Raw genomic sequence first — 22,411 nt, 5'->3', positions numbered from 1 at the left:
ATGTATGAGTAAGAGGTGAACAAAGATGATGCTCATACTTGAGGCCTACTTCAAGAACTATCCGGCCAGGAGGAAGGTCGCCGAGTTCCTCTTTGAGAACGGCCTGAGCGTGCGGAACGGTAAAATCTACCTCAAGAACGTTGAGGTGCCGATAAGCGAGCTCGCTCGAGCCATAGGCGTCAACAGGAAGATAATCTACCACACAATCGAGTACATCGAGAAGACCTACCCACTGAAGCTCATTTTCGAGCGTCTCAACCCCCTGCCGAGCTTGATAGACGTCGCCCCGCTGATGGGCTGGGAAGTGCTCGAGATTGACGTTGAAAAGGAGAACTACCAGAGGGCCTTTGCAGAGGTCATGCGGATTCTCGCGGAGAACGAGGTTCCGGTCATGGAGGTCTTTGGCAGGAACCTCAGGGAAGAGACGAGCAAGATATTCATCGTCATAGACGGAACGCTCCCGGTTGAGACCTTCGCGAAGATAAAGGACATCCACGGCTTCCAGAGGCTCATACTCCACACGCCGGAGAAGGAGAAGGAAAAGCTCGTCTGCAACTACTGTGAGGTCAAGTACTGCCCCAAGAGGGTTCTCCTGGAGGCAATCACCCAACGACTTTGAAGCCTTCGAGCCCCTCCGGTTCTTCCCATTTCACCTCGACGCGCGTTACCCTCGCCAGCGGTGGCCCCTGGTGGGCCCAGCCTATCAACGCCTCGACCCTCTCCTCGTCTCCCTCAACGACGGCCTCAACGCTACCATCCGGCAGGTTCCTGACCCAGCCCGCTAATCCGAGTTTTCTGGCTTCCCTCTGCATGCTCCAGCGGAAGCCGACCCCTTGAACGCGCCCGTATATCCTAAGGTGCGCCCTAACCTTTCTCATACACCATCCCGTTTCGATTTCTCCACAAGGGATTTAAGCTTTACTTGCCTACTCTCTCAGGGGTGTCCAATGGAGGCGATATTCGTTTACACGACCTTCCCGGACTGGGAGAGCGCCAGAAAGGTCGTCAGGGAGCTCCTCGAGAGGAAGCTCATAGTCTGCGCCAACATGAGGGAGCACGAGGCGATGTACTGGTGGGAGGGAAAGATAGAGGAGGGCAAAGAAATCGGCGTTCTCCTCAAGACCGAGGTGAGCAGGTGGAAGGCCTTGAGGGATGCGCTGAGGGAGCTCCACCCCTACGAGGTCCCGCTGATAGCGAGGGTTGACCTCGACAAGCTCAACAGGGAGTACTCGGAGTGGATGGCAAGGGTGCTGTTCGGATGATTCGCAAGGTGAAGCCCGAGATAAGGGTTGTCGGCTTTGACGACGGGACGTTCTCCTTTTCTTCCAAGCTCGAAAGGAGAAAGACGGTTCTCTTCGGTGTCGTCATGAAGGGCTCGAAGGAGGTCGTCGGGGCCGTTTCGAGGTGGATAACCGTTGACGGAACCGATGCAACCGAGAAGCTGATTGACGCCGTAAATAACTCCCGCTTCAGGGATTTAAGGGTAATCCTCCTCAAGGGAATAACCTACGGGGGCTTCAACGTCGTTGACCTTGAGAGGCTTCACCGCGAGACCGGCCTCCCGGTAATCGTCGTTGTGAGGAAGAGACCCGATTTAAACGCCATGGAGCTCGCGCTGAGGAAGCACTTCCCGGACTGGGAGGAGAGGGTTGAACTCCTGAGGAAGGCTCCCCCGCTCCTCGAGATGATTCCTGGGAAGCTCTACGTCCAGGCACTCGGCGTTTCTCCTGATGTGGCCTTCGAGGTCGTCAGGGTAACCACGAAGACCGGACTGATTCCTGAACCACTCCGCCTGGCGCACATAATGGCGAGCGCCTTCATGACCGGAGAAAGCACGAAGGAGTAGCTTTATAAGGCCGGAAAAATAGGGAAGGACAGCCGATGATGGCAACAGGGTAGCTACCGAGTTGATGAGGAAGCCGTTCCAGTCTGAGGCTATTCGCACGGGACGAGGAGGACTGGGAGCTTCGAGTCCCGCATGACCCTCTCCGCCGTGCTACCGAGTATCAAATCCTTGAGAACGCTCCTGCCCTTCTTGCCGATGACTATGAGCGTTGCGCCCTTTGCAAGTGCCGTTCCTATTATCGCCTGGCTCGCGGTTCCGACCATGACTTCGAGCTCGAAGTCGGCTTTGACACCCTTCGCCGTCTTCTCGAGGTTCTTCTTGGCTATCTCGATGTTGTGCTCCAGCTCGTCAACTTTGCCGTAGTCGACCGAGTGCAGAAGTATTCCCCGCTCTATGAGCTCCTCGAACTTCCGGACGGTCTTGACTATCCTGATTGAGCACTTCGAGAAGTCCACCGCTACCAGAGGCCTTTTGAAGAGTTCGGAGCAGTCAACGGCCAGTTCGTAGGAGTCGTCTTTTTTGACGTACTTGAGCAGGAGGACCGGCCTCTTGGTGGCCCTCGCGAGGTTCGAGGCGGTGCTCCCCATGAACATCTGTCTCCATATGTTCTCGCCGACGCTCGGCGTCACGACGAGGTCAACCTTTGCCTCTTCGCTCGCCTCCGCTATCTCAAGCGACGGTATTCCCACCCTCACATCGGCCTTGGCGTTGATTCCCTCCTTTCTCAGCTCCTCGGCGAGCTTCTCAAGCTTCTCGCGGTAGATTTCTTCAAGCTCGAACGCCTCAAGCTCCGCAACGGTTATGTCGATGACGTGGAGGAGGTAGAGTTCCTTGGCACCGAGCTCGAAGAGCCTGGGGATACAGTGTTTGAGGGCGTGGAGCGATACGTCGGAGAAGTCTGTCGGGTAGAGGATTCTCTCAAACATGACATCACCTTATATTGTATTGGGCGTCATCGTATTTAGAACTTCCGAGGCTTCGAGGATAAAGTTAATATCCTCCCGGCTGAGTTTCCACCATGGGTGAAAAAATCGTTTTAAAAGCGGTTGAGCTCTACAAGAGCTACCGGCTCGGCAAGGTAACGGTTCCGGCCCTCAGGGGGGCGAGCCTTGAGATTACTGCTGGTGAGTTCGTGGCAATCATCGGGCCGAGCGGTAGCGGTAAGACGACGCTCCTCAACATTCTCGGCCTTCTGGACACGCCCGACTCGGGCGAGCTCTACATAGACGGCAGGTCCGTTATCGGGCTCGACGATGACGAGCTCTCCGAGATGAGGCTCTGGAAAATAGGCTTCGTCTTCCAGCACTACAACCTGATACCAATCCTCACCGCCCTCGAGAACGTCGAGGTCCCGATGATTCTTGCGGGAGTTCCGCCGAAAAAGCGGATTGAGCGCGCAAAACGTCTCCTTGAACTCGTTGGAATTCCCCACATGGCGGAGCACAAGCCGACCGAGATGAGCGGTGGCCAGCAACAGCGCGTCGCCATAGCGAGGGCCCTCGCCAACGAGCCGAGCATAATCCTTGCCGACGAGCCAACGGGAAATCTTGACACGAAGTCCTCGGAGGAGATAGTTTCTCTCATGAAAACCCTCAACCGCGAGAAGGGAACGACCTTCGTCGTCGTCACCCACGACCTCGACGTGGCCAGAAAGGCCGACAGGATTTTGAGGATTAGGGATGGAAAACTCTACGAGGTGGAGAACCTATGAAGAAAGCCCTCACGGGATTTCTGGCCATCATGCTCATCGCGGTTGCCTTTGGACAGGTTGGGCCCGTTTCCTCCGCGACCTTCCAGGAGCCCGCGTATATGCAGGTCTTTTCGGGTTACCTCGGACTCGGTGAGTCCCTTACCTTCGGAAACTACACGCTGACGGTCGTTAACTTCCTCTACGGCACCCAGACTGGTTCAACGCCCCTGGTACTGTTCAAGCTCCGGGACAACCGGAACTTTACGTCTGTTGAGTTTGCCCTCGGCGAGGGCCAGAGCTACACCTACGGGGACGTCAAAGTTTACCTAAACTACGTGAAGAACCCAACGGACAATCCCTCGGCGCTCGTCGCCGTTTTCTCGAAGCCAACAACTGTCTTCTACGGGACGACGAAGGCCAATTCAACCTTTTCCTACGGCCCGGTTCAGCTGTCCCTCATAAACGTGAGCAACAAAACAGTCTTCATGCGCTACTACCGCGATGGCTTCACGGACTACGCCTACTTCGGTATTGGGGGCCACTACTGGCACGGCGTTGACATCGTGATTTACAACATAACGAACGGGAGCGTCACCATGAAGATTCTGGCCCCGAAGTACATTCGCTATTCCATCGTTCAAGGAGCAGTTGTTGTAATCCAAAACGTCAGCTTCACGCCCGTTGAAGTCGGTGGCGTATTCAACCTGAGCGTTACCATAAAGAACGTTGGAGACCAGGTTGCGAGGTTCGTGAGGGTCTACCTCTACTCCCAGCCGGTTGTTCAGGGGAGCGAGGAGAGTCAGAAAACGCTACTCCCAACGGTAACCGTTCCGACTTTTCAGCAGGAGATTCCCTTCGCTGCATATATGGAGGGGCCGATAAAGTACACCGACGAACTCGCGCCCGGCCAGGTGAAAACGCTCCATTTCAGGTTAATCTCTTCCAAGGCCCTCAAACCGGACGTCTATCCCCTCTACATCCAGCTCCAGTACGGCGACCAGAACGGGGTCCTCAAGAGGGAGGAGGTTCAGGTTGGGGTGCCGGTGAACGATGTCACCCGGCCGAAGGTGAGCGTTGAGAGCTTTAAGGTTCAGCCGAACCCCGTTCAGCCGGCTTCAAACTTCACCGTGACCGTAACCCTAAGGAACACTGGAAACGAAGAAGCCTACAACGTCAGGGTCGAGGTCCTGACGACCAAACCGCAGGAGGGAACTCAGACGTACAGCCTCTTTCCAACTGCTCAGGAACAGCCTCAGGAGAGCAGTCTGTACCCTATTGGGAGACAGAGCGTCCTTTACTTCGGCGAGATACCTGCCAATGGGACGGCAAGAGGAAAGCTCTATTTTGCCGTTAAGGATGTCTCCAACGGCATCTATCCCCTCTACGTCGTCATAACATACTACGACAAGAACGGAGTTGAGTACAAGTCCCAGGGGACCTTTGGAGTTCGGGTGGAGGGGCGTCCCAAGCTTAAGGCCTACGTGGGCAACGTCTGGGTGAGCGACGGTAAGTACAACTTCGAGGTTGACATAGCCAACGACGGAAACGCCCCTGCAAGGGGGGTCACGGTCTCGATTAGCTCGCCTGCTCTGAGCCTCTTCCCCCTCGGCGAGCGTTACGTTGGAAGCATCGAGCCCATGGACTACGACAGCGTGAACTTCGTGGTTCTGAACGGCACGCTGAAGGCGGGAAGGTATCCAATTACCGTCAGGGTGACTTACATGCTCCCCAGCGGAGACTTCACGAGCTTCAACGAGACCCTTGAGGTTCAGATACCGGCCAACATAGCCCCGTCGAGGGACAGGCGCTACTATTATCTCGGCGGTGCCGTTCTCGTTCTGGTGGCAATACTGCTCTGGAGGAGGGGCCGTGGATAGGGAGATACTGAAGATAGCCTTCAGGAACCTTCACAGGAGAAAGCTGAGAACTTTCTTCACGATGCTCGGCATAATAATCGCCATAGCCTCGATAACCGCCCTTGTGTCCATCGCGGAGGGCTTTCAGCTATCGATAAGCGAGACCCTCCAGAGCACGAGCAACGTCATAATAGTCCTTCCTGGCATGGGTGCCTCGATATGGACGATAGGAACCAACACCCTCAACCAGAGCGTCGTTGACGACATCTCTCGGATAAACCACGTCGAGGCCGTCAACCCTGTCCTTGTCAAGTTCACGGTGATGGAGTACCGGGGCTGGGAGGTTCCCGTGACGGTCATGGGTGTAATCCCCAGGGACGCCCAGAAGTTCTACGCCCTGACCGGCCCCCAGCTCCAGAGGGGTCAGTTCATCCCCCAGGGCTCGCGCTTCAAAGCTCTGCTCGGCTACTCCATAGCCAACGGGAAGATTCAGAAGCAGGGTGGTGGAACGCTCAACTGGGAGATACTGCCCGGCCAGACGATAAAGCTCTACGACTCCAGCGGTAGGGCTTGGGAGTTTAAGGTTTCCGGAAACTTCCAGGAGAGCGGTCAGAGCTTTATAGGGGGCTTCATAGACACGAGCGTCTTCGTTCCCCTCGGAACGCTCCAGGAGATGTACAACGAGCCGGGAAAGATAAGCTTCATCGAGGTCTGGGTTGATGATGTGAACTTTGTGGACTACGTGAAGGCGAGGATTCAGAAACTGCTCCCGAGTGCAACGGTCATAACCGAGAGGCAGGGTATAGAGGTGGTCGTTCAGATTGAGAACATGCTCAACAACCTCCTCCTTGGAATCGGAAGCATCGCGCTTATCGTTGGTGCACTGGGGGTTGTGAACACTCTCCTTACCTCCGTTATGGAGAGGACGAGGGAGATAGGGACCTACAGGGCCCTTGGCGCCAAGAAGCGCTTCATACTCGAGATGATTCTCATCGAGGGCATAATGCTGACGATAATCGGCGGTGTCATCGGCTTTGGCTCCGGTATAGTCATGGCGAACGTGGTTGTCCAGATTCTCCGCGCCAAAACTCCTGGTCTTCCGAACCCCGTCGTTGACCTTAGGGTCGTCGCGGTGGCCTTCGGCATAACCTTCCTCATCGGCATCGTTGCGAGCGTCTATCCGGCCAAGAAGGCGGCCGAGCTGAACCCGGCGGAGGCGATAAGGCACGTCGAGTGAGAAAGTGTTATAACGCTATGACCATAGTTTGAACGGTGATGGCTATGGTCAAGAGGGTTCACCTTTTCGACTGGCATAAGGAGCACGCCAAGAAGGTTGAAGAATTTGCAGGCTGGGAGATGCCCATCTGGTACTCCAGCATAAAGGAGGAGCATCTGGCTGTTAGAAACGGTGTGGGCATCTTCGACGTATCGCACATGGGCGAGTTCATCTTCCGCGGAAAAGACGCGCTGGAGTTCCTCCAGTACGTAACAACGAACGACATAAGCAAGCCTCCAGCCATAAGTGGAACCTACACGTTGGTTCTCAACGAGCGTGGAGCGGTTAAGGACGAGACCCTCGTCTTCAATATGGGAAACGACACCTACATGATGGTCTGCGATTCAGATGCCTTCGAGAAGCTTGAAGCCTGGTTCAACGCCATAAAGCGTGGAATAGAGAAGTTCGGTGAGCTTGACCTCGAGATTGAGAACAAGACCTATGACATGGTCATGTTCTCCGTTCAGGGGCCGAAGGCAAGGGACTTAGCTAAAGACCTCTTCGGAATAGACATCAACGACCTCTGGTGGTTCCAGGCCAAGGAGGTTGAACTCGACGGAATCAAGATGCTCCTCTCGAGGAGCGGTTACACTGGCGAGAACGGCTGGGAGGTCTACTTCGAGGACGCCAATCCCTACCACCCGAACCCGGAGAAGAGGGGCAAGCCCGAAAAAGCTTTGCACGTCTGGGAGAGAATCCTCGAGGCCGGCGAGAAGTACGGCATAAGGCCCGCTGGTCTCGGTGCTCGCGACACTCTCCGTCTCGAGGCCGGCTACACGCTCTACGGTAACGAGACGAAGGAGTTACAGCTCCTCAGCACCGATATAGACGAGGTCACCCCGCTCCAGGCCAACCTCGACTTCGCGATATTCTGGGACAAGGAGTTCATAGGCAAAGACGCCCTCCTCAAGCAGAAGGAGCGCGGTTTGGGAAGGAAGCTCGTCCACTTCAAGATGGTCGACAAGGGAATCCCGAGGGAAGGTTACAGGGTTCTGGCCAACGGAGAGGTCATCGGCGAGGTGACCAGCGGAACTCTCTCACCGCTCCTTGGCATAGGAATCGGAATAGCCTTCGTCAAGGAGGAGTACGCCAAGCCGGGCGTCGAGCTGGAGGTAGAGATAAGGGGCAAGCCCAAGAAGGCCGTAACGGTCACCCCACCGTTCTACGACCCCAAGAAGTACGGCGCCTTCAGGGAGGAGTGATTTTCCCTTTTCTCTTATCGTTTTCCGAGTATTATGCCCGCAACTATGAGTGCCAGTCCGATGAGTGTCGAGACCTCTATTCTCTCCCCGAGAACCGTTGAGATGAACAGCAGGCTGAGGAAGGGAACGAGGTAGGCTAAGTTCGAGGCGAAGGCAACGTCTCCCTCAATAGCCCTGTACCAGAGCAGGTAGGTAACTCCCATCTCGAACAGTCCGACGTAGACCGCCCCGGCGATACCGACTGGGAGAACTGAGAACCCCGAAGAGAATGCCAGCGGAAATGCGTAGATGAGTGCAAAGGCGAAGTTCCAGAACATCTTCTCCTCAAGCCTCCTGTTGTCTCTAACGTTGAGGAGCCAGTAGGTGGCCCAGATGAAGGCGCTCCCGAGGCCGAGGGCGTCCCCTATGGGATTCGAGAAGTCCAGCGAGAGGACGTTGCCCCTCGTTGCAACTATCAGCGCACCGGAAAATCCGAGAAGAAGGCCCGTGAGGGTCCTTGCGGTGAGCCTTTCATCGAGCAGGGGGACCGAGAGGAGAACCAGAACGAGGGGCCAGGTGTAGTTGAGGGCCTGCGCCTCCTGGGCCGGCAGAAGGTCGTAAGCCGAGAACAGCACGGAGTAGTAGAGCAGGAGGACGAAGCCGAGGTATGCCGAGCGGAGGTTTTCCCTTGAAATCCGGAAATTTTTGCGGTACAAAAAACCGTAGAACAGGAAAGACGTTAGAAACGCCCAGAAGAGGAGCTGAAACGGACTCATGTAGCGGAGGGAGAGCTTGAAGGCAGAGGCCACCGTTGACCATAGCAGAACCGCCCCGACGGCGTGCTTCCGCGACATGATTGGGATAATGGCTGAGACAATAAAGGTTTTTCTAAAGAAACTTTGCCCGGCAAAGTTTCTGTGGTGGGGGCGCGGGGATTTGAACCCCGGTCCGCGGGTTTCTCCGGGTCAGAGCTCCAAAGGCTCATCCCCAATCAGCAAACCCGCAAGTCCTCATACCTCTGGAGCCCGCGATGATGGACCAGGCTACACCACGCCCCCATCCGTCTCAACCTTAACCGCCCCGGGTTTATAAACTTTGCTCCCGGAAGTTTTATTAACTTTGACACACAAAAATACTATGAGGTGGTGGTGATGGAGGAGCCAATCGTTATCGGAAAGGACAAGTTCAAGATTGGGGAGGACGAGACCGCGAGGAGGGAGCTCAGGGTTGTCAAGGTCCATGACGACGTCATACAGCTCCAGGAGGAAGTCCACGGTATCATAGCCCTCGTCGGTGCGAGTTCGAGCGTCAACCTCAAGAAGGACGAGCTCAAGAACCTCATCAAGGTCGTCAAGGAGCAGTTCGGCTGGACCGACATCTGCGAGTGACCTTTCCCCTTTTAGGCCCGCCGTATCATTTATGGTGATATTAACGTTTTATAAGTATAAAACTCCCTATTCTCGTCGGGTGGTTTGCCATGGCCGTTGGAGAAAAGATAACGATTAGCGTAATCAAGGCCGACATAGGTGGCTGGCCGGGGCACTCCAGGGTGCACCCACAGCTGATAGAAACCGCGGAGGAAGTCCTTGCCAAGGCCAAGGAGGAAGGCACGATAATCGACTTCTACGTGGCCTACGCGGGCGACGACCTCCAGCTCATCATGACCCACAAGAAGGGCGTTGACAGCCCCGACGTTCACGGACTCGCCTGGAAGGCCTTCGAGGAGGCAACCAAGGTCGCCAAGGAGCTCGGCCTCTACGGCGCCGGACAGGACCTCCTCAAGGACGCCTTCAGCGGAAACGTCCGCGGAATGGGGCCCGGTGTGGCAGAGATGGAGATTACCCTCAGGAAGAGCGAGCCGATAGTGACCTTCCACATGGACAAGACCGAGCCCGGCGCGTTTAACCTGCCGATATTCAGGATGTTCGCCGACCCGTTCAACACTGCCGGTCTGGTCATTGACCCCAAGATGCACGCCGGCTTCCGCTTCGAGGTCTGGGACATCCTCAAGCACAAGCGCGTCATACTCAACACCCCTGAGGAAGTCTACGACCTTCTCGCACTCATTGGAGCTAAGAGCAGGTACGTCATCAAGCGCGTTTACCCGAAGGAGGGCCACCCGCTCCCGAAGGACGAGCCGGTAGCTGTTGTCAGCACCGAGAAGCTCTACGAGATTGCCGGCGAGTACGTTGGCAAGGACGACCCGGTCGCCATAGTCAGGGCCCAGAGCGGACTTCCGGCCCTTGGTGAGGTCCTCGAGCCCTTCGCGTTCCCGCACCTCGTCAGCGGATGGATGAGGGGCTCCCACAACGGCCCGATAATGCCCGTTCCGATGAACTACGCCAACCCGACCAGGTTCGACGGACCCCCGCGCGTCGTCGCGCTCGGCTGGCAGATAAGCCCCGAAGGAAAGCTCGTCGGCCCGGTTGACCTCTTCGACGACCCGGCCTACGACTACGCCAGGCAGAAGGCCCTCGAGATTACCGAGTACATGCGCAGGCACGGCCCGTTCGAGCCCCACAGGCTCCCGCTCGAGGACATGGAGTACACCACCCTGCCGGGCGTGCTGAAGAGGCTTGAGGAGCGCTTTGAGGACATCGAGTGATTCCCCCGATTCTCTTCCTTCTTCGATTTCCTTTCAATCTCATTCAATGCTCAGTTCTGTTCATCTTCTCCGTGCCCTCAGCGCAACAGGAAAAACTTAAATACGTTCGAACCTTAGCTAACACTTAGAGTGATACAAAGGGGTGGGACCATGAAGTTCACGGTTCTCCGGCTCAAGCTGGACGAGAGAAGGGTTGAAAGCGAGGAATACGAGAAGGATAACGTTTACGGCGTCATAGATTACGGTCTTGAGCTTCACGAGGCACTCGGGACTCATTCCATTGACCCCTATGACCCGAAGAACGTCGTCGTGATGGGAATGGGGCCGTTCTCGGGTTCGGCCCTTCCTGGAGCACACAGGCTCATGTTCTTCTTCCGCTCACCCCTCTACGGCACGCTGTTCCCCTCGGCAATGGGCGGTGCCGCCTACGCCTTCAAGAACGTTGGCGTTGACTTCGTGACCTTCGAGGGCAGGGCCGAGAAGCCAGTTGTTGTTCTCCTCTACAACGACGGCGAGAACATTAAAGTTGAGCTCCACGAGATTGAGCTCGAGAAGGTCATCGAGGTCTGGAGAGACTACAAGGGCGAGGAGGGTGTCTATGCTCTCACCCAGTACCTCATAGAGGCCTTTGGAGGGCGCTTTGACTTCGAGTACCGGATAGCGGTCGTTGGTCCAGCTTCCCTCAACACCAACTACGGTGCGATATTCTCTCAGGCCCTCAGGAAGGGCCAGCGCCTCGTCGGTAGCGAGGACTGGGCCGCAAGGGGTGGCTCTGGAAGCGTTCTGCTGAGGGCTCACAACGTTGTGGGCATAATCTTCGGCGGAAAGCCGAGGAAGAGGGAATTCCCGGGCGAGGACATCTCTAACTTCAGGACGGCGAAAGGCATAGTCGAGGGCGTCCACAAGAAGCCCTACAACGAGGTCGTAAGCGAGAAGACCACCAAGTATCGCTTCAATCCAAAGCTCAACACCGGCGGAACCTTCGGCGGAAACTATCCGGCCGAAGGGGACTTCGTTCCGATACTCAACTGGCAGATGCCCTACATTCCGAAGGAGGAGCGCATAAAAATCCACGAGAACATAATGAAGCACTACTGGGAGCCCTTCAACGAGGAAGCAATAAAGCCCAAGAACTGGACGACCTGTGGCGAACCTTGTCCTGTGGTCTGCAAGAAGTACCGCAACGGCCACCACGTCGAGTACGAGCCCTACGAGGCCAACGGACCGCTCAGCGGAAGCATAAGCCTCCGCGCCAGCGACATAAGCGTCCACGCCGTCGATGCTATGGGTTTCGACGCGATAGAGTTCGGAGGAACCGCCGCGTGGGTTCTTGAGCTTATCCACCGCGGGCTCCTCAAGCCAGAGGAGGTCGGCCTAAGCGGAAATCCGGAGTTCACGAAGGAAGCCCTAATCGAGCGTCCTGTCGAGGCGAGCGAGGTCAACGCCAGGCTCGTGGCTGAACTGGCACACCGCGTAGCCTTCGGCGAGAACGAGATAGCGAGGATAATCGGTCTCGGCAAGAGGAAGGCGAGCGTAATCTTCGACGAGCGCTTCAAGGACAGGCTCAAGTACGGCGAGAGCTTCAAGGACTACGCGGTCTTCACTCCGCTCGGCGAGGACGGCGAGATGACGCCCACGATGTACTGGGCGATAGGCAACTACATACCGCTCCCGATTCAGGGTCGCTACTGGACCTTCTACCAGTTCGGCGTCTTCCTCGAGCCGGAGGAGCTGGCGCAGAGAATAATCGCTTCAGCCCTATGGGAGTTCTGGTACGACAACGTCGGCTGGTGTCGCTTCCACAGGGGCTGGATGAAGCCGGTCTTGAAGGCGCTCTTCATGGACGCCTACGGCCAGAACATCGACATGGAGGAGCACGCGAAGAGACAGCTCAAGAGGCTCATCGAGTACGCGAGGAAGGCCGGCTACACCCCGGTCTTCTGGGACAGCATGCGTGTCATAGACCTCGTTTCGGCCGGCAGTGAGGAGTTCGGAAACGAGAAGTGGGCCGAGAAGTTCAGGCTTGACAAGGTTGGCACGGCAAAGGAGTATTTGAGCAGGGTTTTAGAGACCTACAGCGAGATTCTTGGAGTTGAGTGGAGGCTCTGACGACACCCTTTTATATTTCCCCTCTCTTCTCTTCCCGGTGGTAGAATGAGGGCTGTGGTCATAGGGTCGGGCATCGGCGGGCTCTTAACCGCTTCATTTCTCGCCAAGAACGGCTATGATGTTACCGTTCTCGAAAAGTCACCAAAAATCGGCGGACGCTTCGCGAACCTTCCGTACATGGGCTTTGGTCTCTCCACCGGTGCCTTCCACATGCTCCCCCACGGCGAGGACGGGCCATTAGCTTATCTCCTCAAGCTCCTCAACGCAAACGTTCAAATCGTCAACTCCAACCCGAAGGGCATGATTTTCTATGGGGGCAGAACGTTCCACTACCGCGAGGGCTGGAAGTACTTGAGCTTCACCGAGAAGGCCAAAGCGACGAAGTTGCTCCTCGACGTGAAGAGGAACAAACTCCCAGAGGGAGAAGAGGCCGAGATGAGCGGGCGCGAGTGGATTCGGGAGAAGATAGGCGACAACGAGTTCGTTGACCTCTTCATCAGGAGCTTCCTTGGCTGGGCCGACAGCGTCCTCGACGTCCCGGCCGGAGAGCTGGCGAGGGAAATCAAGGCCGCGCTTAAATGGGGCGGACCGGGACTTATCAGGGGCGGTTGTAGCGCCGTAACTAACGAACTCGCGAGAATCGTCGAGCGGAACGGGGGCAGGGTTCTAACGCGGAAGAGAGTTGTTGAAGTCGATGTTGAGGAGAAGAAGGCAATCACCGCCGAAGGCGAGGAGTTCCCCTATGACGTTCTCGTTTCCAACATTGGGATAAATGAGACCGTCGAGCTGATTGGGAGGGACAACTTCGACAGCGATTACCTGAAGCGCGTTGACTCGCTGAAGCCGAGCGAGGGCATTAAATACAACGTCGCCCTGAAAGGGAAGCCGAGGATAGGTAACACCGTCGTGTTTACCCTCGACACAGAGAGGATAAACGGCTACAACGAGCCCTCCTCGCTCAGTCCCGAGCTTGCCAGGGAAGGTTACACCCTGATAATGCTCCACCACGCCTTGCAGAGTAAAAACGTCAAGGCCGAGCGGAGGAAGGGCATTGAGGACATCTACAGAATCTTCCCGAACCTCGATAGCGAGGGCGAAATCCTTCTCGTTCAGACCTACCTCGACGGAAACCCCGTGAACAGGGTCGCCAGCGGTCAGGTTGTCGAGGACTTTCCGGTAAAGGATGTTTACGTCGTCGGCGATGCCTACAAGCCCCCCGGCGGGATAGAGGTTGAGGGGATAGCGCTGGGCGTGATGAGGACGCTTGAGAGACTCGGTCTCGGAAGCTTTTCGGAATGGTATTTGTGAAGGAAAGCCCTTCCGCTATTTTTCTTTACGTTTGCCAATTAAGTTCACCACTCACCGAACCTTTTTCAAATGAACACCGTTGGGGCCTAACGAACGTTTTTATGCTCGGGCACAGAATCCTTCATCCCAGGAGGTGATGCTCATGAAGAGAGTCGTCATAGCCCTTGGCGGTAATGCAATCCTCCAGCGAGGTCAAAAAGGCACTTACGAGGAGCAGATGGAGAACGTGAGAAAGACGGCCAGACAGATAGCGGATATAATCGAGAAGGGCTACGAGGTCGTTATAACACACGGAAACGGCCCGCAGGTCGGTGCTCTGCTCCTCCACATGGACGCGGGCCAGCAGGTCTACGGCATTCCAGCTCAACCGATGGACGTGGCCGGAGCAATGACGCAGGGGCAGATTGGCTACATGATACAGCAGGCCCTAATCAACGAGCTCCGCGCGCGCGGGATTGAGAGGCCAGTCGCAACGATAGTGACCCAGACGCTGGTGGATAAGAACGACCCTGCCTTCCAGAACCCGAGCAAGCCCGTCGGGCCCTTCTACGACGAGGAGACCGCCAAAAAGCTCGCGAAGGAGAAGGGCTGGGTTGTCGTTGAGGACTCCGGAAGGGGCTGGAGAAGGGTGGTGCCGAGCCCTGACCCCAAGGGGCACGTCGAGGCCCCCGTAATTCAGGACCTGGTGGAGAAGGGCTTCATAGTCATCGCGAGCGGTGGCGGTGGCGTTCCCGTTGTGGAGGAGGACGGAAGGCTGAAGGGCGTCGAGGCTGTCATAGACAAGGATTTGGCCGGGGAGAAGCTGGCGGAGGAAGTCAAGGCCGATATCTTCATGATTCTCACCGACGTCAACGGCGCGGCAATAAACTTCGGTAAGCCGGACGAGAGGTGGCTTGAGAGGGTTACCGTCGGGGAGCTGAGGAAGTACTACGAGGAAGGCCACTTCAAGAAGGGAAGCATGGGGCCGAAGGTTCTGGCGGTGATAAGGTTCGTCGAGTGGGGAGGTGAGAGGGGAATAATAGCCTCGCTCGATAAAGCAGTGGAGGCCCTCGATGGGAAGACGGGAACCCAGGTTGTAAAGGACTGAACCAAAGCCTATAAATACTCCTCCATCTTTTTCTATTAGGTGATAACATGAGCGACGCGGCAAGCGGGTTCTTTGGCTCGCTTATATGGTGGCTTTTCTTCCTGTACCTGCTCCTATGGCCTCAGATGCAGTACAGGAGCCTTCAGATAGCTAGGGCAAGAATCCTCCAACGGCTTTCCCGCAACAGGGGCTCGACGGTAATAACGATGATTCACAGGCAGGAGAGCATAGGACTCTTTGGCATACCCTTCTACCGCTTCATCAGCATGGAAGACAGCGAGGAAATCCTCAGGGCTATCAGAATGGCCCCCAAGGACAAGCCCATTGACCTGATAATCCACACGCCAGGGGGACTCGTCCTCGCGGCGACCCAGATAGCCAAGGCCCTTAAGGACCACCCTGCTGAGACCCGCGTGATAGTCCCGCACTACGCCATGAGCGGTGGAACGCTTATAGCCCTCGCGGCGGACAAGATAATAATGGACCCGCACGCGGTTCTCGGCCCGGTCGACCCACAGCTCGGCCAGTACCCGGGACCGAGCATAGTCAGGGCCGTCGAGAAGAAGGGCGTTGAAAAGGTGGACGACCAGACGCTAATCCTTGCCGACGTGGCTGAGAAGGCCATAAAGCAGGTTCGCGACTTCGTCTACCACCTCCTCAAGGACAGGTACGGCGAGGAGAAAGCGAGAGAGCTGGCACAGATACTCACCGAGGGCAGGTGGACGCACGACTACCCGATTACCTACGAGCACGCCAAAGAGCTCGGCCTCCACGTGAGCACCGACGTTCCCGAGGAAGTTTACGCCCTCATGGAGCTCTACAAGCAACCGATGAGACAGAGGGGAACGGTGGAGTTCATGCCCTACCCCCAGAAGGCCGAGAACTCGAAGTGAGTTACTTTCCTTTTACTCCTTTTCGATTTCGGCCAAAAAGTTTTTATTGGGTCTTGCATTTTTCAGTCCAGATGTTTGGAGTGAACAGAGCTGTTCTAAAAATGGGAGAGGGGTAAGAGAGATGCCAACGGTTAAAGTGGACCCAGAGGAGATTAAGAGAATCAAGAGAGAATTGGAGGCCCTTGAAAAGGAGAGAAACGAGATAAGGGCCAAACTTGATGAGCTCGAGAAGGAGCTCCAGACCTGGATTCAGAAGAGGGACGAGAAGAACAAGGAAGTCCAGCAGTTGAGGCAGAAGGGCAGGGAGTACAAGGCGAAGAGGGACGAGATAAACCAGAAGATAAAGGAGCTCAAGAAGAACAGGGAGGAAATCAACGCCAAGCTCGACCTCCTCTACCAGGAAATCCTTGAGTACAGGACGAAGAGGGACGAGTACAACCAGCTCAGAAGGCTCCGCATGCCTCCGGAGAAGATACAGGAGAGGATAGAGAAGCTCGAGTGGGAGCTCCAGACCAACCCGAACATCACCCCCGAGAGGGAGAAGCAGATAGTCGACCAGATACAGGTTCTCGCGACCGAGCTTGAGATAATCCAGCAGGCCGACAGGTTCCACAAGAAGCTCGTCGAGACGAGGAAGAAGGTTGACCAGCTCAAGAAGGCCAGGAAGGCCATAAGCCTTGAGATACAGAAGCTCGCCAACCAGAGCCAGCAGTACCACGAGCAGATGATTCAGGCCTTCAACAAGGCCGACGAGGTCAAGAAGGAGGCCGACGAGTACCACGCCAAGGTCGTCGAGCTCCGCGAGAAGGTTAGGGAGGTCAGGAGGGAGCTCCGCGCCATCGAGAAGAAGATTCGCGAGTACGACGAGAAGCACAAGGAGCTCATAGCTTACAGGCTCGTCGCAAGGATGCGCTCCAAGAAGGACGCAAGCTTCGAGAGGGCAGTTGAGGCCCTTGAGAAGTTCAAGCGCGGTGAGAAGCTCACCCTCGACGAACTGTTGCTCCTCCAGCGCTACAACCTCGTGTGATGCCCATGGAAGTCATCAAACACGAAGGTCCCGGCAGGCTTGGGTTAGTTCGCTTAGGGGATTACTCCTTCAGGACCCCCGCCTTGGCAGAGGTAGACTTCACGCTCTCCCCCTTCAACTCCTTCTTCCACCCTGACGAGCCCGGCGACTACGACTTCAACCTTGCCCCCTCAATTCCGCTTGGCTTCTACACTCCCGCTGAAGTTATCGAGAAGGCCCTTGGAAGGCTCTGGAGCGTTAATTATGAAGGCTTCAACGCCTTCTATTTGCCAGCCCTGAGGAGAACCGAGTACCTCGAGGAGTTCTTCAAAATAATCGAGCGCCACAACTTCGATGCCGTCTACCTCGGCAACTCCAAAATCCTCGTCAAGGAGTACCGCTACTTCGTTAAAATCCTCCGCGCGCTCCGCGAGAGGTTCCCCAACCTGATGATTATAGCGGATTTGGAGCCGTTCTTCTATCCGTTAGCAGTTTACCTGGGTGTTGACGCCTTTGACACGCGCTCGCTCAAGCTCTACGACTTCGAGGGCAAGGGCTTCACCCAGTACAGCCCGTTCCTCTGGGGCAAGGAACCCAACTCCCTCGACTTCGCGAGAGAGACGATACTCCTTGTGAGAAAGGCCCTTGAGAACGGTAAGCTCCGCTACCTCGTGGAGAACCTGTTCTACACCCAGTACCACGCGGGAATTCTCCGCATAGCGGATTTGGAGCACGCCGATTACCTTGAGAAGTACACGCCGATTCAGAAGGAGACGGTCTATTTCATCAGCGACGCCTCGATTAGGAGGCCCGAGGTCAAGCGCTGGCACTCCCGCGTCCTCGAGCGCTTCACTCCTCCGAAGAACACCGAGCTGGTTCTTCTCTTCCCATGCTCGGCCAAGAAGCCCTACTCCTTCTCCCGCTCGCACACCCTCTACAGGCGCGCCGTGAAGGAAGCTTTAGGCTCAGGAACGGCCAGGGTTCACGAGCTAATCCTCACTTCACCCTTCGGCGTCGTTCCGAGGGAGTGGGAGTGGCTGGCAAAGTACGACATAGTCGTCACCGGCCACTGGAGCGAGGAGGAGATTAAGCCGGCCGCCGAACTCCTCGCGAAGACCCTCGAGAAGTACCCGAAGGACGTTCCGATAGTAGCGCACCTCGACGAGGCCTACGTCGAGATAGCGAGGCTCGCGGGAGAGCTCTCGGGTAGGGAGATAATATTCACCCGTGTCGAGGGTGGAACGACGAGCAGGGAAAGCCTGAAGTCCCTCACCGAGACCCTGAGGGAGTTCCACCTTGAGGGGACGAAGGAGGACAGGACCTACCGCTATTTCGAGAACATAAGGAAGGTCTTCGACTTCTACTTTGGCGCTGGAGCAGGAGAGGCCGTCCTTCCCGATAACGGCCACGTTAAAGGCTCTAAAATGCTCCGCCTCTTCGTTGAGAACCAGCAGACGGGAACCTTTAGAGAAGGTGTCATAAGCGTCACGCCCTTTGGAATGCAGAGGATTTACGACTCCCTCAAAGCCTATTGGGTGAAGATTGACTTCGACCTGCGCGGTGACGTCTTCGCGGTCGGCGTGAACGAGGCCGACGAGAGGATTCGCCCCGACGACATAGTCGGCGTCGTGAGGGACGAGAAGGTCGTCGGCGTCGGCAAGGCCGTTCTCGCTGGAGAGGAGATGATTAGGGCAAAGAAGGGCGTTGCCGTCAAGGTGAGGAAGCGGGCATAACTTCTTCAAGTCTTTTCACGGGAGAGTAGAAGCCTGTTTCAATCATTTTCTCCAGCAACTCATTGCCTTCTTCCAACGTCAGAATGCCTTTCTTGACTCCAAGCACGAGAACTCCTATCGTCCCCGACACTTTGACCCCAAGCAGTCTCGCCTTCTTTCGCGCGTCGTAGTCATCGCTGAGCAAAATTAACCCCCTGTGTTTTGCGACAGCTATGCAAGATGATTCTCCCTTTCCCAGCTTCGCGCGAAGGAGCTGGTATAATCTTTCTTCCTCAGGAGTGAGCTCTGCGATATGTAGGGTGATTTCAACTGGAGGATACCTGCCTCGCTTAACTCCCACCATAAATTCCTCAACAACGTGGGGAGTTGTTAGCGCTGTTTCACTGAGAATTTTCCCAAGAACGTCCATCGAATTCGTCTTTGCAAAATTGGACAACACCGTTGTGTCCACTACAAACACGTTATAACCTCCACCTCTGAGAGAACGTCTTCTCTGTCGGGAGTTCTGATGGGGATTCCCCGTTTTTTAAACTCCTCCATAAGCTCCTCCCTCGTTACCCCGAGGACCTCTGCGGCTTTTCCGAGGCTTATGATTTCATCAAGATACGCTGAGATTACTATTTCCTTTAAGAGGTCGGGGTCCTTCTTTATAAGGCGGAGGGCTTTCTCTGGCATTAACTCCGCCACTTTTTCAAACTCTTTAACAATCCACAGGTCCTCCATTCTCCCACCGATGTAGTTTGACATCGAGGATAACTTAAGCCTTGCGCAAGAGCTAAAAGTCCCGGGTTGAATCTACGTCCATGCCCAAGTACTTCCGCAAAGGCGTCAAGAGGGAGCACCACTTCCTCAAGGGCCTTGAGAAACCGCTCGAGGAGATAGCCTCGATTCCCGGCGTCAAGAAGGTAATCCCGGGCAGGATTTACGCAAGCGATTCCCGGGGATTTGAGATTAAGGTGACGCGGGAAACGCAGACCGGCCTTAAGCTCGTCGCCAAGAGCGATGGAAGTGTTCAGGAGGTGTTTCTCGTCGTTGACAAGGCCGACCGGGCCAGGGTCCGCGAAGAAATAATCCTTCTCTCAGAGGATTGGACGAAATAATTTTAAACCCACACTTTAACTATGTCTGATGGTGAAACTTGAATTTAAAATTCAGTTATCCCCTTACGATATCACCGCGGTTCTCATTGCATCAGTTTATTCGCTCGTTATGGTTCGTTTAAGTTTCCTGAAGTTCGAGTACTTCAAATACACGAGCCTTGACCTCGGAATCTTCACCCAGTCCCTATCGAGTTTCCTCACCGGGAGACCCCTTTTCAACACCGTCGAGTGGCAACTCTACGGTGTCACCAATCACTTTGGCGTTCACTTCCAGCCGATTCTCCTGCTCCTCGTTCCCGTTTTCAAACTCTTTCCGTCCACGAAGACCCTCCTGGCAATTCAGAGCCTTGCCCTTGGTTTTTCAGTCCTAATCGCCTACCTGCTTGCCAAAAAGGTCCTGAATAAGAGAACGGCGATTGCGCTGACGGCGCTCTACGCCTTCAACTCGTCTCTCATTGGAATAAATCTCTTCGAGTTCCACCCCGTATCTCTGGCCGTTCCGCTCTTTCTCCTCGCCGTTTACTTCCTCATCGACGGGAACGTCATCGGCTTCTACGCCACGACGGCTCTGATACTATTGACCAAGGAGGACGCGTTCATCGGTGTTTTATCGCTCTCGCTGTGGTGGGCCCTCCGCCACGGCTTTTCCGTCGAAAACCTCCGGAAAAACCTCCGCTTTGTATTCCTTGCGGGGCTGGCGGTCATCTACGGCCTCATCGTCATCAAACTCGTTATCCCTCACTTCGGAAACGGCTACCTATACGGTCACCTGTACAGGCACTTTCACCTGACCGGAAAGAAGCTCGCCTACTTCCTCCTCTTCAACCTGAGTTTTGGCCTTCTCCCGCTCTTCCTTCCCCGGAACTGGGTTCTCCTGACTCTTCCGTGGCTTGAGAACCTCTTAGCTTCAAGACCGAGCCAGTACACCTTCGGCTTCCATTACCCGTACATGCTCCTTCCACTCTCGTTCGTTGGCGCGGTATTCGCCCTGAAGGAGCTCGAACTGAGAAAGGTCCTTCCCGTTCTGCTCGCCGTTGGTCTTCTAGCTTCCTGGGCTACGATGCCCATTGCAAGGGAAATCCCTGAGGAACCGCTTTCAATCGTCCACTATTCCGTTCTTGAACCCATGCCGGGTTATAAAACCGCCTGGACAGTTGTTGATGCACTCTTGAAGACCAATCTCTCGGTTTACACCCAGCCGGCTTTTTATCCGGCCCTGGCGGTTAAGGAAAACGTCTACGTCTATCCCGCGGGGATTAAGCCGGATTTGGTGTTCGTGGACGTGAGGACGTATCACGGAAGGCTCTACCTGAAGAGACTGAGGGAGATGGTCGGTGGGAGGTACGTGCTCGTTTACTCAAAGAATGGAATTGAGGTTTATGAGATGGCGGGTTTAAAGCTCCCTCTTCCCCTCGAAGAACTTGATTAGTTCCTCGTCGCTTATTTCCCCGTCCGCCTCGATGTAGCCGAGCTCCCTCTTCTGCAACTCAATGAGGCCCGGCGTGAGCAAAAGCCTCCCGTCCAGCTTCGGAACAGCGTAGTGGAGCGTTATCTCGCTGAACTCGTCGAGCCTTATCGTCGGGTTCTCCTCGTACTCAATCTCCTCAAGCCTTTTGCCGTCCGCGATTAGCCTGGCCACTATGCTTGCCCCGTCAATCGAGAACTGGGGCTTTCCGATGTGCCTGACCTTAACGCCTTCCATCTTCGACGTTATGAACTCCCTGGTTCTTCCCCTTGGAACGGCATCGCCGAGGATTCCGCCGACGACTATTATTGTGTCCTCCTCGATGTCTTCTGGCTTCAGCTCTTCCTCCGCCTGAAGGTCGAGGACTATGATTTTTGAGCGGTCAAAGGGGAACTTCGTGACACTTTCACCTATGACGCTCCCGAGCTTCGCGAGTTTCTCCCTCTCCTCGGGCAGAACGTTGGTGAAAATCAGCTTATCCTTCCACCACTTGGCCACGTGCCTGTATTCAAGCCAGAGCCAGTCGCTTATCTCCTCGAGGTGCTCTATGACGAGGTACGGCATGCTCTCTCACCGCCCGGCTTTGAGTTCAACTTTTTAAAAGCTCTTCCCAAGTTAGACCATGTCGTTCAGGGAGAAGTATTCCCGCATAGCGAGACACTACGAGACCCTTGAGAAACCCCTCGACAGGTTTTTCTGTCCGCTAAGGAAGAGGGCGGTTTCCTTTGTGGCGGGGAGAACCCTTGAGGTCGGCGTTGGCGTCGGGAAAACGTTGCGCTATTATCCAAAAGACGTTGAGCTCTGTGGAATAGATGCCGTTCCCGAGGCCCTTGAAATTGCCCGGGAGAAAGCCAGAAAGCTTAACCTGAATGCCTGTTTTGAGGTTGCCGACGTTGAGAAACTTCCCTTCCCGGACAACAGTTTTGACACCGTTCTGAGCTCCTTCGTCTTCTGCACCGTTCCGAGCCCGGAGAAGGGAATGAAGGAAATCCTCCGCGTTTTAAAGCCAGGTGGAAGGGCGGTTTTCCTCGAGCACACGAAGAGCGACTCGGTTCTGCTCAACTACCTGTTTCTCCTTCCCCTGAAGTTGCCGTTGAGGTTACTCCTCGATGACGACCCTCTCAGGGAGACGCATAAACTGGTCTCGAAGCACTTTGAAATCGAGCGCGAGGAGCGCTATTACCGCGGAATCGTCCGTTTAATCGTCGCGCGGAAGCCTGCTGAGAGTAAAACTTTTAAAGCTCCCTCCCCTTAAG

At 55.6% G+C, this 22,411-nt stretch carries 24 protein-coding genes and 1 tRNA gene; 18 read left to right on the top strand and 7 right to left on the bottom strand.

Annotation, left to right across the window (positions count from 1 at the left end):
* Positions 1–25 precede the first annotated feature (25 nt).
* The gene (locus E3E28_RS03300) at positions 26–619 is read left to right on the top strand and encodes a regulator of amino acid metabolism, contains ACT domain protein (RefSeq protein WP_167914012.1); all 594 of its coding nucleotides are present in this window, start codon (positions 26–28) and stop codon (positions 617–619) included.
* On the opposite strand, the gene E3E28_RS03295 is transcribed toward E3E28_RS03300, so the two are convergent.
* Entirely contained in the window at positions 603–878 is a 276-nt protein-coding gene (locus tag E3E28_RS03295; RefSeq protein ID WP_014123048.1) for an acylphosphatase, read from the bottom strand. The genes E3E28_RS03300 and E3E28_RS03295 overlap by 17 nt on opposite strands.
* 69 nt (positions 879–947) lie before the next feature.
* On the opposite strand from E3E28_RS03295, the gene cutA reads away from it, so the two are divergent.
* Both cutA and E3E28_RS03285 read left to right on the top strand, forming a co-directional pair.
* The gene (cutA, locus tag E3E28_RS03290) at positions 948–1,262 is read left to right on the top strand and encodes a divalent-cation tolerance protein CutA (protein ID WP_167914011.1); all 315 of its coding nucleotides are present in this window, start codon (positions 948–950) and stop codon (positions 1,260–1,262) included.
* Positions 1,259–1,846: a DUF99 family protein gene (locus E3E28_RS03285; protein WP_167914010.1), complete on the top strand. Its 588-nt coding sequence runs from the start codon at positions 1,259–1,261 to the stop codon at positions 1,844–1,846. Before cutA ends, E3E28_RS03285 begins: the two co-directional genes overlap by 4 nt.
* An 89-nt stretch (positions 1,847–1,935) precedes the next feature.
* On the opposite strand, the gene E3E28_RS03280 is transcribed toward E3E28_RS03285, so the two are convergent.
* The gene (locus E3E28_RS03280; protein ID WP_167914009.1) at positions 1,936–2,772 is read right to left on the bottom strand and encodes a universal stress protein; all 837 of its coding nucleotides are present in this window, start codon (positions 2,770–2,772) and stop codon (positions 1,936–1,938) included.
* 92 nt (positions 2,773–2,864) lie between these two features.
* On the opposite strand from E3E28_RS03280, the gene E3E28_RS03275 reads away from it, so the two are divergent.
* From E3E28_RS03275 to gcvT, 4 genes are read left to right on the top strand one after another with little or no spacing between them, the layout of a single operon-like run.
* Positions 2,865–3,557: an ABC transporter ATP-binding protein gene (locus tag E3E28_RS03275; protein WP_167914008.1), complete on the top strand. Its 693-nt coding sequence runs from the start codon at positions 2,865–2,867 to the stop codon at positions 3,555–3,557.
* Positions 3,554–5,413: a COG1361 S-layer family protein gene (locus E3E28_RS03270; protein ID WP_167914007.1), complete on the top strand. Its 1,860-nt coding sequence runs from the start codon at positions 3,554–3,556 to the stop codon at positions 5,411–5,413. Before E3E28_RS03275 ends, E3E28_RS03270 begins: the two co-directional genes overlap by 4 nt.
* The gene (locus E3E28_RS03265) at positions 5,406–6,629 is read left to right on the top strand and encodes an ABC transporter permease (RefSeq protein WP_167914006.1); all 1,224 of its coding nucleotides are present in this window, start codon (positions 5,406–5,408) and stop codon (positions 6,627–6,629) included. The genes E3E28_RS03270 and E3E28_RS03265 overlap by 8 nt, the downstream gene beginning before the upstream one ends.
* Positions 6,630–6,673: 44 nt before the next feature.
* A complete protein-coding gene (gcvT, locus tag E3E28_RS03260) occupies positions 6,674–7,870 on the top strand; it encodes a glycine cleavage system aminomethyltransferase GcvT (RefSeq protein WP_167915165.1) in 1,197 nt (398 codons plus the stop codon).
* A 14-nt stretch (positions 7,871–7,884) separates the two neighbouring features.
* Here the strand turns inward: gcvT and E3E28_RS03255 are convergent, their stop codons facing one another.
* Both E3E28_RS03255 and E3E28_RS03250 read right to left on the bottom strand, forming a co-directional pair.
* The gene (locus E3E28_RS03255; protein WP_167914005.1) at positions 7,885–8,703 is read right to left on the bottom strand and encodes a DMT family transporter; all 819 of its coding nucleotides are present in this window, start codon (positions 8,701–8,703) and stop codon (positions 7,885–7,887) included.
* A gap of 64 nt (positions 8,704–8,767) precedes the next feature.
* Positions 8,768–8,907 (bottom strand) — tRNA-Trp (locus tag E3E28_RS03250).
* A gap of 93 nt (positions 8,908–9,000) precedes the next feature.
* Between E3E28_RS03250 and E3E28_RS03245 the strand changes: the two genes are divergently transcribed.
* The 8 genes from E3E28_RS03245 (at position 9,001) to arcS (ending at position 18,590) form a co-directional block, all read left to right on the top strand.
* Positions 9,001–9,237, top strand: coding sequence for a hypothetical protein (locus E3E28_RS03245; RefSeq protein ID WP_167914004.1), 237 nt, complete (start codon positions 9,001–9,003; stop codon positions 9,235–9,237).
* Between the two features lie 89 nt (positions 9,238–9,326).
* Positions 9,327–10,454, top strand: coding sequence for a fructose-1,6-bisphosphate aldolase/phosphatase (gene fbp / locus E3E28_RS03240; RefSeq protein ID WP_167914003.1), 1,128 nt, complete (start codon positions 9,327–9,329; stop codon positions 10,452–10,454).
* 150 nt (positions 10,455–10,604) lie between these two features.
* A complete protein-coding gene (gene gor, locus E3E28_RS03235; protein WP_167914002.1) occupies positions 10,605–12,563 on the top strand; it encodes a glyceraldehyde-3-phosphate:ferredoxin oxidoreductase in 1,959 nt (652 codons plus the stop codon).
* Positions 12,564–12,608: 45 nt separating this feature from the next.
* Positions 12,609–13,871 carry an NAD(P)/FAD-dependent oxidoreductase gene (locus E3E28_RS03230; protein ID WP_167914001.1) on the top strand — a complete coding sequence of 421 codons (1,263 nt, stop codon included), beginning with the start codon at positions 12,609–12,611 and terminating at the stop codon, positions 13,869–13,871.
* 142 nt (positions 13,872–14,013) lie between these two features.
* The gene (gene arcC, locus E3E28_RS03225) at positions 14,014–14,958 is read left to right on the top strand and encodes a carbamate kinase (RefSeq protein WP_167915164.1); all 945 of its coding nucleotides are present in this window, start codon (positions 14,014–14,016) and stop codon (positions 14,956–14,958) included.
* 47 nt (positions 14,959–15,005) lie between these two features.
* A complete protein-coding gene (locus E3E28_RS03220) occupies positions 15,006–15,851 on the top strand; it encodes an ATP-dependent Clp protease proteolytic subunit (protein ID WP_167914000.1) in 846 nt (281 codons plus the stop codon).
* A gap of 121 nt (positions 15,852–15,972) precedes the next feature.
* Complete coding sequence (locus tag E3E28_RS03215) at positions 15,973–16,878, top strand: coiled-coil protein (protein WP_167913999.1); 906 nt, start codon at positions 15,973–15,975, stop codon at positions 16,876–16,878.
* A 5-nt stretch (positions 16,879–16,883) separates the two neighbouring features.
* Complete coding sequence (arcS, locus tag E3E28_RS03210; RefSeq protein ID WP_167915163.1) at positions 16,884–18,590, top strand: archaeosine synthase subunit alpha; 1,707 nt, start codon at positions 16,884–16,886, stop codon at positions 18,588–18,590.
* Here arcS and E3E28_RS03205 read toward each other — a convergent pair.
* Both E3E28_RS03205 and E3E28_RS03200 read right to left on the bottom strand, forming a co-directional pair.
* Positions 18,568–19,050: a DUF3368 domain-containing protein gene (locus tag E3E28_RS03205; protein WP_167913998.1), complete on the bottom strand. Its 483-nt coding sequence runs from the start codon at positions 19,048–19,050 to the stop codon at positions 18,568–18,570. The two genes, arcS and E3E28_RS03205, sit on opposite strands and share 23 nt — an antisense overlap.
* On the bottom strand, positions 19,041–19,313 hold the full coding sequence (locus tag E3E28_RS03200) for a UPF0175 family protein (protein ID WP_167729346.1): 273 nt from the start codon (positions 19,311–19,313) through the stop codon (positions 19,041–19,043). The genes E3E28_RS03205 and E3E28_RS03200 overlap by 10 nt, the downstream gene beginning before the upstream one ends.
* A gap of 80 nt (positions 19,314–19,393) precedes the next feature.
* Here E3E28_RS03200 and E3E28_RS03195 point away from each other — a divergent pair, with 80 nt between their 5' ends.
* Together E3E28_RS03195 and E3E28_RS03190 are read left to right on the top strand one after the other, a co-directional pair.
* Entirely contained in the window at positions 19,394–19,690 is a 297-nt protein-coding gene (locus E3E28_RS03195; RefSeq protein ID WP_167913997.1) for a DUF2103 domain-containing protein, read from the top strand.
* A 28-nt stretch (positions 19,691–19,718) separates the two neighbouring features.
* Positions 19,719–21,119 (top strand): DUF2079 domain-containing protein, encoded by a 1,401-nt coding sequence (locus tag E3E28_RS03190; protein WP_167913996.1) that lies wholly within the window; start codon positions 19,719–19,721, stop codon positions 21,117–21,119.
* Here the strand turns inward: E3E28_RS03190 and E3E28_RS03185 are convergent.
* Complete coding sequence (locus tag E3E28_RS03185; RefSeq protein ID WP_167913995.1) at positions 21,084–21,719, bottom strand: hypothetical protein; 636 nt, start codon at positions 21,717–21,719, stop codon at positions 21,084–21,086. The two genes, E3E28_RS03190 and E3E28_RS03185, sit on opposite strands and share 36 nt — an antisense overlap.
* Positions 21,720–21,777: 58 nt before the next feature.
* Here E3E28_RS03185 and E3E28_RS03180 point away from each other — a divergent pair, with 58 nt between their 5' ends.
* On the top strand, positions 21,778–22,410 hold the full coding sequence (locus tag E3E28_RS03180; RefSeq protein WP_167913994.1) for a class I SAM-dependent methyltransferase: 633 nt from the start codon (positions 21,778–21,780) through the stop codon (positions 22,408–22,410).
* Position 22,411: the final 1 nt, after the last annotated feature.

Source organism: Thermococcus sp. 21S9 (genome assembly GCF_012027635.1).
Classification (GTDB): domain Archaea; phylum Methanobacteriota_B; class Thermococci; order Thermococcales; family Thermococcaceae; genus Thermococcus.
This window is presented reverse-complemented; position numbering and strand designations above follow the sequence as displayed.

Coding starts and splice junctions, on each gene's coding strand:
- E3E28_RS03300 (WP_167914012.1), top strand. CDS start 26: ATGATGCTCATACTTGAGGCCTACTTCAAGAACTATCCGGCCAGGAGG.
- E3E28_RS03295 (WP_014123048.1), bottom strand. CDS start 878: ATGAGAAAGGTTAGGGCGCACCTTAGGATATACGGGCGCGTTCAAGGG.
- cutA (WP_167914011.1), top strand. CDS start 948: ATGGAGGCGATATTCGTTTACACGACCTTCCCGGACTGGGAGAGCGCC.
- E3E28_RS03285 (WP_167914010.1), top strand. CDS start 1,259: ATGATTCGCAAGGTGAAGCCCGAGATAAGGGTTGTCGGCTTTGACGAC.
- E3E28_RS03280 (WP_167914009.1), bottom strand. CDS start 2,772: ATGTTTGAGAGAATCCTCTACCCGACAGACTTCTCCGACGTATCGCTC.
- E3E28_RS03275 (WP_167914008.1), top strand. CDS start 2,865: ATGGGTGAAAAAATCGTTTTAAAAGCGGTTGAGCTCTACAAGAGCTAC.
- E3E28_RS03270 (WP_167914007.1), top strand. CDS start 3,554: ATGAAGAAAGCCCTCACGGGATTTCTGGCCATCATGCTCATCGCGGTT.
- gcvT (WP_167915165.1), top strand. CDS start 6,674: ATGGTCAAGAGGGTTCACCTTTTCGACTGGCATAAGGAGCACGCCAAG.
- E3E28_RS03255 (WP_167914005.1), bottom strand. CDS start 8,703: ATGTCGCGGAAGCACGCCGTCGGGGCGGTTCTGCTATGGTCAACGGTG.
- E3E28_RS03245 (WP_167914004.1), top strand. CDS start 9,001: ATGGAGGAGCCAATCGTTATCGGAAAGGACAAGTTCAAGATTGGGGAG.
- fbp (WP_167914003.1), top strand. CDS start 9,327: ATGGCCGTTGGAGAAAAGATAACGATTAGCGTAATCAAGGCCGACATA.
- gor (WP_167914002.1), top strand. CDS start 10,605: ATGAAGTTCACGGTTCTCCGGCTCAAGCTGGACGAGAGAAGGGTTGAA.
- E3E28_RS03230 (WP_167914001.1), top strand. CDS start 12,609: ATGAGGGCTGTGGTCATAGGGTCGGGCATCGGCGGGCTCTTAACCGCT.
- arcC (WP_167915164.1), top strand. CDS start 14,014: ATGAAGAGAGTCGTCATAGCCCTTGGCGGTAATGCAATCCTCCAGCGA.
- E3E28_RS03220 (WP_167914000.1), top strand. CDS start 15,006: ATGAGCGACGCGGCAAGCGGGTTCTTTGGCTCGCTTATATGGTGGCTT.
- E3E28_RS03215 (WP_167913999.1), top strand. CDS start 15,973: ATGCCAACGGTTAAAGTGGACCCAGAGGAGATTAAGAGAATCAAGAGA.
- arcS (WP_167915163.1), top strand. CDS start 16,884: ATGGAAGTCATCAAACACGAAGGTCCCGGCAGGCTTGGGTTAGTTCGC.
- E3E28_RS03200 (WP_167729346.1), bottom strand. CDS start 19,313: ATGGAGGACCTGTGGATTGTTAAAGAGTTTGAAAAAGTGGCGGAGTTA.
- E3E28_RS03195 (WP_167913997.1), top strand. CDS start 19,394: ATGCCCAAGTACTTCCGCAAAGGCGTCAAGAGGGAGCACCACTTCCTC.
- E3E28_RS03190 (WP_167913996.1), top strand. CDS start 19,719: ATGGTGAAACTTGAATTTAAAATTCAGTTATCCCCTTACGATATCACC.
- E3E28_RS03185 (WP_167913995.1), bottom strand. CDS start 21,719: ATGCCGTACCTCGTCATAGAGCACCTCGAGGAGATAAGCGACTGGCTC.
- E3E28_RS03180 (WP_167913994.1), top strand. CDS start 21,778: ATGTCGTTCAGGGAGAAGTATTCCCGCATAGCGAGACACTACGAGACC.